This is a genomic window from Flavobacterium sp. (assembly GCF_043720215.1).
GTDB lineage: Bacteria > Bacteroidota > Bacteroidia > Flavobacteriales > Flavobacteriaceae > Flavobacterium.
In genome coordinates, this window is the sequence record NZ_JAYSSZ010000084.1 from 1 (window position 1) to 14371 (window position 14371).

Here is a 14371-nt window from a genome sequence, read left to right on the forward strand (position 1 = left end):
CCATTACCGGGCTTATTGCTATTCTTCTAATATCCATCTTCTCTTTTATTTACATTATAAAATTGGGTGGCAAAATTACAAAATTTCTGCCACCCAACAAATTTTTAACTTATCGAATTTTGCTATTTATTATCTGGAATTAATTTGTACAGAATTGATTGCGAAATGGATAGTAAAATACTAAAAAATAATGCTGTTAAAAACGAACTTATTGTAAATCCATCTAGCCAATAATCACACAATAAAACAATTCCAGCATTGATAACCAATAAAAATAACCCTAATGTGAAAATGGTTATTGGAAAAGTGAAAAATACTAAAACTGGTTTCAAAAACGTATTTAGCAATCCTAAAACAACAGCTACTTTTATAGCGGTTGTTATTTCGTCTACTTGAACTCCTCCCATAAAATAGGAAAGTGCTAGAACAATAATCGTTGTAATAAGTAATCGTAAAAGTAGTTTCATAATATTTTGTTTTTTTAAAATTGATATTATTTCTTCAAAAATTGTACCGTTTTTTCAAAAAAATCACTTGGATTTTCGGCATGAAGCCAATGTCCTGCGTTTGAAATAGTTGCTATTTCGGCTTTTGGGAAATGATGTAATATGGTTTCGAAATCTGAATCTACTATATAATCGGATTTGTCGCCACGTAAAAATACCGTTTCTTTTTCAAATATATTCTCAAAAGGTAAAGCTTTTCCTATTTCTGAGATTTTCTCATTGAAAACTTTCAAATTGAAACGGAAAGCCAATTGTCCCGTCTCTTGCCAATATAAATTTTTAAGCAAGAATTGTCGAGTTCCAAAATCTGAAATATAGTCCGAAACGATTGCTTCAACTTCTGCGCGTGATGGTTTTTTAGAAAAATCGACCGCATTTAGCGCGGCTAAAATGGTTTGATGATGAACAGGATAAAATTTAGGACCAATATCCGCGACTATCAATTTGTTTACTAATTCTGGATAAGTCGTAGCGAGAAGCATAACCACTTTTCCGCCCATCGAATGCCCTATCATATCAACGGAAGTTAAATTATGAAAGTCACAATAATCGACCACATCTTGCATCATAATTTCGTAACTAAAATCGTCGGAATGAAAAGATTTTCCGTGATTTCGCAAATCTAATGCGTGAACTTGAAATCCTTCTTCTGCATATTTTGTGGCAAGTGTTTTCCAATTGTCTGACATGCCTAAAAACCCGTGTAGAATTAGGAGTGGTGTGCCTTGACCTTCTATTTTTGAAAACAGCATCTTATTTTAATTTTTGCAAATACATATTCACCACATTATCCAAACCTAAATATAAGGATTCGGAAATAAGGGCGTGACCAATAGAAACTTCCATCAAATTTGGAATATTTTGATTAAAAAACTGAATATTATCTAAACTTAAATCATGTCCAGCATTGATCCCAATTCCTAGTTCATTAGCTAAAATGGCAGCTTTCGTATAAGGTTCGATAGCGTTTTTATTTCCCAAACCATATTGGTGAGCAAAAGCTTCGGTATATAATTCGATTCTGTCGGTTCCTGTAATTTTTGCGCCTTCAATCATTTCGAGCACTGGATCCACAAATATAGAAACTCGAATATTATTGCGCTGAAATTCTTGTGTGATTTCCGTCAGAAAATCTTTGTTTTTAATGGTGTTCCAACCCGCATTTGAGGTTAAATTATCATTTCCATCAGGAACCAATGTTACTTGTGTTGGTTTTGTTTCTAAAACTAAATCGATAAATGATTGTTCGAGCGGATTCCCTTCTATATTATATTCGGTGTAAACGATCGATTTCAAATCTCGTGCATCTTGGTATCGGATATGTCTTTCGTCAGGACGCGGATGTATCGTGATTCCTTGCGCTCCAAATTTCTGAATATCGGCAGCGACTTTTAGTAAATCTGGCACATTTCCGCCACGAGAGTTTCGTAATGTGGCAATTTTATTAATATTTACACTTAATTGGCACTTATTTTGTGTCATTTTATACTAATTTGAGTTCTTTTTTACAAAAATACGAACTTAAACAAGCTTAGTAACTTATTTTTTAATTATTTTGCAGTAGATTATTTGATTTTATTATGAATATTTTATCTGACTATATTAATAACGATTACAAACCGCTCGACATTCACGAAAGTGTTGCCGTTGCGCAGGATTTCTTTGTAGACGCTTCTTTTTCGCATTTCCCTGTTATGGAAGAAGGCGTTTTTATAGGAAATTTGTCTAGCGAAGATGTTGAAACTTTCGATTTCGACAAAAAAATTATCGATTACAAATACACTTTAGAAGGCTTTTTTGCAAAAAACAATTCGATTTGGTTAGATGTATTGGAAGATTTTGCTCACAATCAAACCTCTGTTTTACCTGTCTTAGATGAAAATAATAAATATTTAGGTTATTATGAAATTATAGATGTTATTCGATTTTTTAACGAAACACCATTCCTAAAAGAATCTGGAAGCATTATTATTATCGAAAAAAGTATAACGGAATATTCTTTCAGTCAGATCTCACAAATTGTAGAAGGTAATAATGGTCGTATTTTAGGTTTGTTTATTTCGGATTCTACAAACGGGAAAATACAAATAACAGTTAAAATCGCCGCTGGTGGAATGAATGAAATTATTCAAACTTTTCGTCGTTACGAATATGAAATTATTTCTGACCATCAGGAAGACAATTACATAAACAACCTAAAAGAGCGTTCGGAATATTTAGACAAATACCTTAATATATAAGACTTTGTTTGTTTGGTTATTCGGTTATTTGTTTAATCGTTTAGCCGATTAACCGATTAAACATTAGATATGAAAATAGCAATCTTTGGACAATTTTATCAGAATTCTACTTCGCCAATTATTGAGCGATTGTTTTCTTTTTTGAATCAAAATAAAGTTCAAGTTGTTATCGAAGAAAAATTTTCTGCGATTTTAGTCGAAAACAAATCTATACAAGATAAATATCAAAAATTTAGCTCACACAAAGATTTAGACAAAAGTTTCGATATGCTTATTAGCGTTGGTGGTGACGGAACTTTTCTAAGAGCTGCAACATTGGTTCAAAATTCTGGAATTCCAATTTTAGGTATAAATGCCGGAAGATTGGGGTTTTTGGCTACCGTTCAGCAAGAAAATATTGAAATATTTCTGCAATTGGTTTTAGAAAAAAAATACACTATTTCGAAACGTACTTTATTAAGTTTAAAATGTTCACATAAAATAGACGAAATAAAAGAACTGAATTTTGCTATGAATGAAGTTACAGTAAGTAGAAAAGACACGACTTCTATGATTACTATTGAAACCTATTTGAACGGAGAATATTTGAATTCATATTGGGCTGACGGCTTAATTATATCAACACCAACAGGATCTACAGGATATTCGATGAGTTGCGGAGGACCAATACTTACTCCCGAAGCCAATTGTTTAGTCATAACGCCAATCGCGCCACATAATTTAAACGCAAGACCATTAGTTATTCCTGACAATACCGAAATTAAACTTAAAATTTCTGGTCGCGAAGAAAATTATTTAGTTTCTCTAGATTCTAGGATTGCATCAGTAAAAAACGAGGCGATTTTAACCATCAAGAAAACTCCATTCAAGATTAATATGGTAGAAATTCCAGATGAAACTTTCTTAAAAACATTGCGCAACAAACTGCTTTGGGGAGAAGACAAACGAAATTAATTTTACCTGTAAATACTACAACTCTATATTTTTCGTTTTTACTTCATAAAAAATATCTAATTATTTGCTTTAGTATATAAATTTCACTTTGTTAAGTGTTCAGAATTAGTATATTTGCACCCTATTAAAAATAAATGAAGAAAACTGCTTACATTTTAACCTTCTTTTTTCTGTTTCAGATGGCTAATGCACAAATTCATGAAATTGGTGTGTTTGCTGGTGGAAGCAATTTTATAGGAGATGTAGGAAGTACACAATACATTAATCCAAGCAAGCCTGCATTAGGGATTTTGTATAAGTGGAATAGAAATCCTAGATATTCTTGGAGATTTTCGGCAATTCAATCTACGTTAGAAGGAGTTGATGCTAGTTCAGATTTGAGTTCACGTAAACAAAGAAATTTTACTTTCCAGAATACAATTACAGAATTTTCTGCAGGATTTGAGTTTAATTGGTTTGATTTTAATCAGCATAAATCAGGATTTATCTCAACACCTTATTTATATACAGGTTTAAGTTATTTTCTTACAGACGATTTATATGTTTTAAACAAAAAATATATTTCTGATGGAAATTCAGGAGCAATAGCGATACCTATTATTGGTGGTTTTAAAATGAAAATTGCAGATAACTTCGTATTAGGATTAGAAGCTGGTGCCAGATATACGTTTTCAGATGATATTGATGGAAGTTTGCCTAAAAATAGCAGCTTAGAAAGTTTAAAATTTGGCAACACAAATAGTAAAGATTGGTATGTATTTACGGGACTTACACTAACATATACTTTCGGAAACAAACCTTGTTATTGTAAAGAATAATACAATGAGTTTAGTAGCATCTATAAATAAAGACAATTTACCCAAACATCTAGCCATTATTATGGATGGTAATGGGAGGTGGGCAAAAAAGCAAGGAATGTTACGTGCTTTTGGTCACGAAAACGGAACAAAATCTGTAAAAGTAACAGTAGAAGCTTGTGCTAAATTAGGAATAGAAAACCTAACATTATATGCTTTTTCGACCGAAAACTGGAATCGCCCGAAATTAGAAGTCGATTTATTGATGAAATTATTAATTAATTCTTTAAAAAAAGAATTAGATACATTAGTAAAAAATAATATCAAATTAAATTCGATTGGAAATCTTGACAACTTGCCAAAATCTGTTCAAAAAGAGCTGGAAGAAGTAATTGAAAAAACAAAAAACAACACTAGAATGACTCTTACTTTGGCTTTAAGCTATGGATCTAGAGAGGAAATCATAAATGCTGTTAAAAATATAAGTGATAAAGTTAAAAATAATATAATTTCAATAGATTCTATTGATGATTCAATATTAAATAAGCATCTTTACACGCACAATCTGCCAGATGTAGATTTAGTAATAAGAACAAGTGGTGAACACCGCATTAGTAATTTTCTGTTATGGCAAATCGCCTACGCAGAGTTTTATTTTACAGATGTGTTGTGGCCCGATTTTAGTGAAGACAATTTATATGAAGCCATTATTAGCTATCAAAAAAGAGAACGTAGATTTGGAAAAACAAGTGAGCAGATTAAATAATTTATTTAATGCAGTAAACAGTACAAAATTAGTACTGTTATTTTTATTTTTAGGAAGTACAATACAAGTAAATGCACAAGATCGAGTTCCTTTTGATCAAGGCAAAACCTATATATTAAAAAAAGTTAGCGTTACGGGTAAAATTACGTATAACGAGCAAACTATTGTGACTTTTGCTGGGCTTGAAAAAGGACAAAGCATTACCGTTCCTGGTGAAGAGATTAGTAATTCTATAAAAAAACTTTGGAAACTAGGTCTTTATAATGATGTTACTTTTTATGTAGATAAAATAGAAGGAGATAGCATCTCTCTAGAACTAAATATCAATGAACTTCCAAAATTAAAAGAAGTAAAATTTGTAGGTATTAAAAAAGGTAAACTTGAATCTATAACTAAAGATACAGAACTAACACCTGAAAAAATAGTTAATGAAAATCTTGTTACTACAACAAAAAATTATATCGAGAACAAATACAAGAAAGACGGCTATTATAATACAAAAGTAAATATTGTTACTGTCGTGGATACTGCAACAATTAATCATGTAAATATGGTAGTCAATGTTGATAAAGGTAAAAAAATAAAAATCAATAAAATTACTATAAATGGTAATTCACAGCTTACAGACGCGAAAATTCGTAGAGCGATGAAAAACACCAAGCAACAAAATGTAACACATCTATTCAAATCTTCAAAATATATTAAAGATAAGTACAAAGAAGATTTAACTTCTATCGTAGATAAATATAAATCAAATGGGTATCGTGATGCTAGAATAGTTACAGATTCTGTGATATTTAATAAAGAAAAAAACAAAATAGCTATTAATCTAAATATTGAAGAAGGAAACAAATATTATTTTGGAGATATCAAATTTTTAGGAAACACTGTATATAGTGACCAAATGTTAAATAGAGCTCTTGGAATCAAAAAAGGAGATGTTTACAACGGTATTTTACTAGAAGAAAGAATTGCCGATAAATCGAAGCCAGACGGTGATGATTTAACGAATTTGTACCAAAATAATGGTTATTTATTTTCAACCATAAACCCTGTTGAGGTTTCTACAGCAAATGATACTATTAACATGGAAATTCGTGTAACAGAAGGTCCGTTAGCTTATTTTAACAAAATTTCTGTTGTAGGTAACGACAAAACAAACGACCGAGTTATTTACCGTGAACTACGTACAAAACCAGGAGATATTTACAGCAAAGAAACCTTAATTAGAACCATTCGTGAGATAGGGCAATTAGGATTTTTTGATGCAGAAGCAATCAAACCCGATTTTGAAAATGTAGATCCTGCTGCTGGAACTGTAGATATTAAATACAATTTAGTAGAAAAAGGAGCTAGCCAAATAGAACTACAAGGTGGTTATGGAGGAGGCGGATTTATAGGAACATTAGGACTTTCGTTTAACAACTTTTCGATAAGAAATATTTTCAAAAAAGATGCATATCATTCGTTGCCAATGGGAGACGGTCAGAAATTATCTTTGCGTTTACAAGGAAGTACTTTTTTTCAAACGTATAGTTTTTCATTTTCAGAGCCATGGTTTGGAGGTAAAAAACCTATAAATTTTTCAAGTTCTATTTCTTATAGTAAGCAATTCTCTCAAAATTTTCAAACTGGAAAAGCAGATAAGTCTAAAAGTTTTAACATCTTTTCACTTTCTGTAGGAATTGCAAAAAGGCTGCAAGTTCCAGATGATTACTTTGTATTATCACATGCTTTAAGTTACCAACATTATGATTTAAATAACTATAATGTAGGATTATTTACCTTTGGAGATGGAGCTTCACGTAATTTAGCTTACACAATTGGTTTAAGTAGAAATAACAAAGGAGTAAATCCTATCTTTCCAACTTCTGGTTCAGAGTTTAGTGTTTCAGCAAAAATGACATTACCTTATTCATTATTGAATGGTATTGATTATGGGAATTTAGGAAATGAAGAAGCATATAAGTTAAAATACACATCAACTTTAGGAGTTCCTACAATTTCAAATGAAAACGGTCAGATTGTACAAGAAGGTGATTATATAAATGAAACTACTACAGGGTCAGGAATTTTTCAGCGTGTGGATACATATCAACAAGCAGCTGCGGACGTTTCTAAAGTGGATCAGAAGAAATATAACTGGTTAGAATATTACAAAGTAAAATTCAAAGCAGAATGGTTTTCAAAAATTTACGAAAAACTAACACTTCGTACGTTAGGAGAATTTGGATTTATGGGAGCATACAATCAAGATCGAGGCCTTGTTCCTTTCGAAAGATTTTATGTAGGAGGCGATGGATTAGCGAATTTTTCTATGGATGGCAGAGAAACTATACAATTAAGAGGATATCCAAACAATTCCTTAACGCCAATAATCACTACTGGAGCTAGAGCAGGACAACAAATAGGTGCTACTGTATACAATAAATTCTCATTAGAATTGCGTTATCCTATTACATTAAAACAAGCGGCATCAATATATGCATTAACTTTTGTAGAAGCAGGTTCTGCGTTCAAAGATTTTAAAGGTTACAATCCTTTTAGTTTACAACGTTCAGCAGGTGTCGGATTAAGAGTATTTATGCCAGCATTTGGATTGTTAGGAATCGATTTCGCTCATGGTTTCGATGCTATTCCTGGAACAACAGTTAAAAACGGTTGGGAAACACATTTTATAATTGGTCAACAATTTTAATTATATTTGGCACGATAGTTGAACTTAACATTACAAGTTTATGAAAAAGTTTTTTTTATTGTTACTGATTTTTGGATTTACCGTAACTAGTAATGCCCAAGGAAAAGGAGTGAAAATAGGTTATATAGATATGGATTATATCCTAGAAAATGTGCCTGACTACAAAGAAGCATCTATTCAACTAGAGCAGAAAGCTCAAAAATGGAAGCAAGATATTGAAGTCAAAAAAAACGAAATCAAAAGATTAGAAGACGTTCTCAAATCAGAAAGAGCTTTACTAACTAAAGAACTTATTGAAGAAAGAGAAGGAGAAATTAAGTTCCTTGAAAACGATTTGATTGATTACCAACAAAAACGATTTGGTTCAAATGGTGATTTTATGATTCAAAAAGCATCAATTGCAAAACCAGTACAAGATCAGGTTTTTACAGCTGTTCAAGATATTGCTGAAGCAAGGGGATATGATTTCATTTTCGACAAATCATCTGATTTAACCATGCTTTTTTCTGCAAAAAGATATGACATTAGTGACCGAGTTATTAAGACTATTGTTGGAGCCGAAAAAAGAGAGCAAATGAGTAAAAAACAACTCAAAGCTATCGAAGCAAAAGAAGACGAAAAAGAAAAAATAGAAGACAATCCAGCATTAGCGGAACGTCAAAAAATTCTTGAAGACAAAAAAGCAGCTCGTGAAAAAATCATTGAAGAACGCAAACAAAGTGTAGCGCAAAAGAAAAAAGATTACGAAGAAAGACGAAAAAAATTGTTAGAAGATCAAAAAGGAAATAAAACTGGCACAACTATTGATTCTACAGCAACGAATAAAACTAGTCCTGATAATTTTAATAAATTAGAAGACAAAAAATTAGCTCAAGATTCAATTAAGGCTTCAAAAGAAGCAGCTCGTTTAAAAGTAATCGAGAACAATAAAAAAACGTTAGAAGAACGAAGAAAAGCATTAGAAGAAAAAAAGAAAAAAATAGCAGCTGATAAAGAAGCAGCAAAAACAAAAAAATAATTAAAAACAAAAACGCAAAAATTAATTAATACACTAATACTAAAAATGATGAAACAGATTAAAACTTTACTTATTGCAGCAGTTATGTTTTTTGGTGCTAGCACTATGAATGCTCAGACTAAAACAGCTCATATCGATGTGAATGATTTATTAGCTAAAATGCCAGAAATGACATCTGCAAAAGCACAGTTAGACAAATTAAGCAAAACTTTCGATGCAGAATATGGTACAATGGTAACTGAATACCAAACAAAAATGAAAAAATACGAAGGTGAAGCTGCAACTGCAACTGAAGCTGTAAACGAAACTCGTGCAAAAGAAATGCAAGATATGGGTCAACGTATTCAACAATACAGAGACACTGCTCAAAAACAATTGCAAGAAAAAGAAATGGAAATTGTAAAACCTATCATGGACAAAGCAAAAGCAGCTATCGTGAAAGTAGGAAAAGCAAAAGGATTTCAATATGTTATGGATTCTGCAAGTTTAATCCTTGCTGATGGACCTAACTTATTTGAAGATGTAAAAAAAGAATTGAAATTCTAATACATTTCAAAATAAATTAAAAACTGTCTCGTTCTAAAAAACGAGACAGTTTTTTTTTACATTTGTTTTATGAGTAACAACAACGCAATAGGATTATTCGATTCAGGAATAGGAGGAACTTCTATTTGGTCGGCAATTCATCAATTATTACCAAACGAGAATACCATTTATCTCGCAGACAGCAAAAACGCTCCTTACGGAAAACGCTCTAAAGAGGAGATAATAAAACTCTCCTGCAAAAACACTGAATTTCTTCTCGAGCAAAACTGCAAAATAATTGTTGTTGCCTGTAATACCGCAACAACAAATGCAATAAAAGAATTACGAGCAAAATACGATGTGCCTTTTATAGGAATTGAACCAGCAATAAAACCAGCCGCAAACCAATCGGAAACGCAAACTATAGGAATTTTAGCTACAAAAGGAACATTAAACAGCGAACTGTTTAACCGTCAAGCAGAAAGTTTTACTAATACTAAAATTATTGAACAGGTAGGAAACGGACTTGTAGAACTCATAGAAAATGGAGAAATAGATTCCCCAGAAATGAATATGTTGCTTACAAGTTACCTTAAACCAATGATTGCTGCAAATATAGATTATCTTGTTTTAGGCTGTAGTCATTATCCTTATCTAGTTCCAGCAATCAAGAAAATAATTCCAAGTCACATAAAAATAATCGATTCTGGTGAAGCTGTAGCCAGACAAACTAAAGCAATTTTAGAGAAAAATAATTTATTAAATACCTCTAAAATTAAAAGCACACAACTGTTTTACACAAATAGCGATTCTGATGTTTTAAAAAAAATATTGGGATTTAAAAAAAATGTGTTTGAAGAAAATTTCTAGGAGCGAATAGCTTGCGCCTTCTTGTAAATTGCCTTCCTGCTGTTGTTACAATCCACGCAAAAAAAAGCGTGGGATTTCCACTTCCATCAGGGCTAAAAAGGAATTTTTAGCGTTCTTGTAAATAGTATAAAACTGAAAACATAAATTCTGTCAGTTTAAAAGAAGTTTATGACTATATGGTTTAAAAAAAGTTAGTCCTCCTTAAACCAACTAGAATACATTACATAATTATTAGATATACGCTCAATTTCTCCAGCAAAATCACTTTGATCAATATCCTTTACTTTTTTAGCAGGAATACCCGCATAAATCGCTCCAGATTCGACCACAGTATTCTGAGTAACAACCGATCCAGCTCCGATAATAGAATTACTATTTATAACGCAATTATCCATTACAATTGCTCCCATTCCTATTAGTACATTATCATGAATTGTACAGCCGTGTACAATCGCATTGTGACCTATAGAAACATTGTTTCCTATAATAGTTGGGTGTTTCTGATACGTGCAATGTATTACAGCTCCATCCTGAATATTAACTTTATTACCTATTGTTATAAAATTCACATCTCCTCTAATCACTGTATTAAACCAAACACTGCAATTAGAACCAAATGAAACTTCACCTACAATAGTTGCGTTTTCGGCAACAAAACAATCTTCAGGTATTTGTGGGTGTTTCCCGTTTACTTCTTTAATGACCATATTTTTCAAAAAAAAATCCCGAGATAATTCGGGACATATTTTATAATTAATTAACTGCAGGACAGTTACAATCGTATTTTTCTTTTTTACATCCAAAGTCATAACCTAAAGTAATTTGGTGATAACCTCCAGTATCAAACTTAACTTTTCCTGTAACGTGAGAATAAGTATAAGCAAACATGAATTTCTTGTAATTTACACCAACTAACGGGGTTATATATTGTAAATATTGATCTTTCAATTCGGTTCCGTTTACATATTGAGCTCCATCGAAACTTCTTCTATATGACAAACCACCCCAGATTTTACCAAAATCGACGGCTTTATAAACTTTTAAGTTTACATCAAGTGCTTTCTCTTTAGTTCTATCAGTAAGTTGAAATAATACAGAAGGCTCCCAAAGCAGTTTTCTAGAGTTCCCAAAAACATAACCAGCGCTCAAAAGGTATTTTCTTAAATTATCAGATTCAAATTCGGTATAAATATCTCTACTCTGAAAAAGTGCATTTTTTACAGTTGCGTGAGCATAAAAATCTAATAAATTATAAGAAGCTCCAAAATCAACATTAACATAAGTTGCTTTTTGTAAAACTCCAGCAATAATAGGGTCAAAATCAGTTAAATCGAAAGATGTCTCATCTAATTGATTTTGCACTAAACCAGCACTTAATCCAAAAGACAACTGATTCAAATCGGTCGTGCTTCTAGAAAACATAATATGATGTGCATATGTTAATTTAGCTCCTTTTTGAGAATGATAACCATTTTTATCATTAAAAAGAATAACACCTAAACCAGATTTCCCGCTTTCTCCTATAGAACCATTGTAGCTTAATGTTTGCAACGCAGGAGCATCACTATTTCCAAACCATTGTTGGCGAGCTGTAAGTCTAATTTTATCACAATTAGAAGCTCCTGCCATAGATGGATGAAGTATATAATAATTATCTGTTAAATAGTCTGAATAAACAGCTATTCCTTCTTGAGAGAAAGCGAATTGAGTTGAAATAAAAGCTATTGCTAATATTATTTTTTTTAAATTCATTTTTATAATCTTTTTGGAATGAAACAGTTAAGCTGTTTTTAAGAAAATCATGGGCAAACCAATATATTTTTCAAAACGCTCAAAGATATGATTTTTTGCGAAAGTTTTTCTACTTATACAATATTTTTGTATCGATAGGTAAATAAATTAACAGTTTATCAAAAGTTAAATTAATCTATAATTAAAAAAGTAATTTATTATAAACCAATTAGGTTTCTTAATTTTGCATAAAATATAGAATCATGAAACTTATCACTATAAAAGACACAAACAATCCGAATATTCAAAAATTCGAATTTTCTTATTTCATAACACCAAATCAAAGTTTTGAATACAAAAACATTGATGAAGCTGGCGGGTCTCCACTTGCACAACAATTATTTTATTTACCTTTTGTAAAAACGGTTTATATCTCAGGAAACTTTATTGCTATAGAAAAATACAATATTGTAGAATGGGAAGATGTAAAACACGCTGTCGCTGATCAGATGGAAGCTTTTGTAAGCAATGGTGGCGAAGTAGTCAAACAAACTGAGACTCCAAAAAAATCTCCAGTTACTGTTTATGCAGAAAGCACGCCAAATCCTTCCGTAATGAAATTTGTAGCTAGTAAAAAACTCACAAAAACCATTGTCGAATGCAAAAATATAGATGAAACGTATGCTTCGCCATTAGCAAAAGAATTATTTAAGTTTCCTTTCGTAAAAGAAATTTTTATCGACGAAAATTATATTTCAGTAACTAAATTTGCTGTGGCAGAATGGCAAGAAATAACTACAGAAGTTCGTAGTTTCATCAAAGAATTTATCGAAAACGGAAATATTGCAGTCGACGAAACTAAAATCGTAGCGACAAAACACGAAGAAAAACAACAAATTACAAATTTTGATAATCTTGATGTTACTTCACAAAAAATAATCAATATTATCGAAGAATATATCCGTCCAGCTGTTGCTGCTGATGGAGGAAACATACTTTTCGATTCCTATTCTGAAGATACAAAACAAGTGAAAGTAATTTTGCAAGGTGCTTGTAGCGGTTGCCCATCGTCAACATTTACCCTAAAAAACGGAATAGAAAGCATGCTAAAAGACATGCTAAACGAACCAGAACTAAAAGTGGAAGCTTTAAATGCATAAATAAATTTTAGTTTTAGTTTTTAATTCGTAATTTTAATGTATTAACAACTAAAAAACTAAAAATTATGTCAGTATTAAAAGTTATCGAAGTATTATCAAGTTCTGAAACTTCATGGGAAGATGCAACAAAAAAAGCAGTCGAAAAAGCATCAAAATCGGTAAAACACATTCGTTCAGTCTATGTTCAAGACCAAAGCGCTTCAGTAAAAGACGGAAAAGTAGCTGATTTTAGAGTAAATCTAAAAATCACATTCGAACTAGAATAAACCAGCATTAAATCATAAATTAGCGTTTCAATATTTGAAGCGCTTTTTTTTTGAAGCGATCTCCTGCTGTACGCTATATCTTTTCCTTGCTAAAGGAGCAAGAAAAAGGATGTCGCTTCCATCAGGGCTAAACCAACCAGTATGAATCAGCTAAATTTAGAAACCAGTCCTTATTTGTTACAACACGCCAACAATCCAATACATTGGAAAGCTTGGTCAGAAAATACATTGGCAACAGCCCAAAAAGAAAACAAACTCCTCATTATAAGCATCGGATATTCCGCTTGTCATTGGTGTCACGTGATGGAACACGAAAGTTTCGAAAACGAAGAAGTTGCGTCAGTAATGAACCCAAACTTTATTTCGATAAAAGTAGATCGAGAAGAACGTCCAGATGTCGATGCAATATATATGAAAGCCGTTCAAATGATGACCAATCGTGGCGGTTGGCCACTAAACGTTGTTTGTCTTCCTGACGGAAGACCTATTTGGGGCGGAACCTATTTCCAGAAAGAAGAATGGACAAATACACTCCAACAATTACACGAAATGTATGTTTCATCTCCTGAAAAAATTATCGAATATGCCGAGAAATTGCATCAAGGAATTCAAGTTTTAGGAATCGTAGAACACAATCCTTCTCAGGAACAAAATCACACCAATAATATAAAACCATTAGTCGAAAAATGGTCTAAAAGTTTCGATTGGGAATATGGCGGTTACGCTCGCGCTCCTAAATTTATGATGCCCAACAATTATGTATTTTTGCAACGATATGGTTTTCAAACTCAATCCCAAGATTTACTCAATTTTGTCGATTTAACATTAACAAAAATGGCT

The 14371-nt window shown here is 31.8% G+C and carries 16 protein-coding genes; 11 read left to right on the plus strand and 5 right to left on the minus strand.

Annotation, left to right across the window (positions count from 1 at the left end; translation table 11 throughout):
• Positions 1-122: 122 nt before the first annotated feature.
• The 3 genes from ACHZC3_RS04090 to ACHZC3_RS04100 are packed head-to-tail and all read right to left on the minus strand — an operon-like array spanning position 123 to position 1988.
• Positions 123-467, minus strand: coding sequence for a phage holin family protein (locus ACHZC3_RS04090; RefSeq protein WP_394758610.1), 345 nt, complete (start codon positions 465-467; stop codon positions 123-125).
• A gap of 26 nt (positions 468-493) precedes the next feature.
• On the minus strand, positions 494-1258 hold the full coding sequence (locus tag ACHZC3_RS04095) for an alpha/beta fold hydrolase (protein WP_394758611.1): 765 nt from the start codon (positions 1256-1258) through the stop codon (positions 494-496).
• A 1-nt stretch (position 1259) separates the two neighbouring features.
• Positions 1260-1988: a pyridoxine 5'-phosphate synthase gene (locus tag ACHZC3_RS04100; protein ID WP_394758612.1), complete on the minus strand. Its 729-nt coding sequence runs from the start codon at positions 1986-1988 to the stop codon at positions 1260-1262.
• A gap of 98 nt (positions 1989-2086) precedes the next feature.
• Between ACHZC3_RS04100 and ACHZC3_RS04105 the strand changes: the two genes are divergently transcribed.
• From ACHZC3_RS04105 to murI, 8 genes are all read left to right on the plus strand, one after another.
• Positions 2087-2746 carry a CBS domain-containing protein gene (locus ACHZC3_RS04105; protein WP_394758613.1) on the plus strand — a complete coding sequence of 220 codons (660 nt, stop codon included), beginning with the start codon at positions 2087-2089 and terminating at the stop codon, positions 2744-2746.
• Between the two features lie 69 nt (positions 2747-2815).
• Entirely contained in the window at positions 2816-3700 is an 885-nt protein-coding gene (locus ACHZC3_RS04110; RefSeq protein WP_394758614.1) for an NAD kinase, read from the plus strand.
• 134 nt (positions 3701-3834) lie between these two features.
• Complete coding sequence (locus tag ACHZC3_RS04115; RefSeq protein ID WP_394758615.1) at positions 3835-4518, plus strand: DUF6089 family protein; 684 nt, start codon at positions 3835-3837, stop codon at positions 4516-4518.
• 4 nt (positions 4519-4522) lie between these two features.
• Positions 4523-5263, plus strand: coding sequence for an isoprenyl transferase (locus ACHZC3_RS04120; protein WP_394758616.1), 741 nt, complete (start codon positions 4523-4525; stop codon positions 5261-5263).
• Positions 5196-7961 (plus strand): outer membrane protein assembly factor, encoded by a 2766-nt coding sequence (locus ACHZC3_RS04125; RefSeq protein ID WP_394758617.1) that lies wholly within the window; start codon positions 5196-5198, stop codon positions 7959-7961. Before ACHZC3_RS04120 ends, ACHZC3_RS04125 begins: the two co-directional genes overlap by 68 nt.
• Positions 7962-8001: 40 nt before the next feature.
• Positions 8002-8979 (plus strand): OmpH family outer membrane protein, encoded by a 978-nt coding sequence (locus tag ACHZC3_RS04130; RefSeq protein ID WP_394758618.1) that lies wholly within the window; start codon positions 8002-8004, stop codon positions 8977-8979.
• A gap of 48 nt (positions 8980-9027) precedes the next feature.
• Positions 9028-9525, plus strand: a complete 498-nt coding sequence (locus ACHZC3_RS04135; RefSeq protein ID WP_394758625.1) for an OmpH family outer membrane protein — start codon at positions 9028-9030, stop codon at positions 9523-9525.
• Between the two features lie 69 nt (positions 9526-9594).
• Entirely contained in the window at positions 9595-10374 is a 780-nt protein-coding gene (gene murI, locus ACHZC3_RS04140) for a glutamate racemase (RefSeq protein WP_394758619.1), read from the plus strand.
• Positions 10375-10565: 191 nt separating this feature from the next.
• On the opposite strand, the gene ACHZC3_RS04145 is transcribed toward murI, so the two are convergent.
• Positions 10566-11081: a gamma carbonic anhydrase family protein gene (locus ACHZC3_RS04145; protein WP_394758620.1), complete on the minus strand. Its 516-nt coding sequence runs from the start codon at positions 11079-11081 to the stop codon at positions 10566-10568.
• A gap of 46 nt (positions 11082-11127) precedes the next feature.
• On the minus strand, positions 11128-12126 hold the full coding sequence (locus tag ACHZC3_RS04150; protein ID WP_394758621.1) for a type IX secretion system membrane protein PorP/SprF: 999 nt from the start codon (positions 12124-12126) through the stop codon (positions 11128-11130).
• Between the two features lie 242 nt (positions 12127-12368).
• On the opposite strand from ACHZC3_RS04150, the gene ACHZC3_RS04155 reads away from it, so the two are divergent.
• The 3 genes from ACHZC3_RS04155 to ACHZC3_RS04165 all read left to right on the plus strand — a co-directional run.
• A complete protein-coding gene (locus ACHZC3_RS04155; protein ID WP_394758622.1) occupies positions 12369-13265 on the plus strand; it encodes a NifU family protein in 897 nt (298 codons plus the stop codon).
• Positions 13266-13330: 65 nt separating this feature from the next.
• On the plus strand, positions 13331-13531 hold the full coding sequence (locus tag ACHZC3_RS04160) for a dodecin family protein (RefSeq protein WP_394758623.1): 201 nt from the start codon (positions 13331-13333) through the stop codon (positions 13529-13531).
• A gap of 141 nt (positions 13532-13672) precedes the next feature.
• Positions 13673-14371 (plus strand): thioredoxin domain-containing protein (locus ACHZC3_RS04165; RefSeq protein WP_394758624.1); only part of this gene is annotated, 699 nt, incomplete at its 3' end.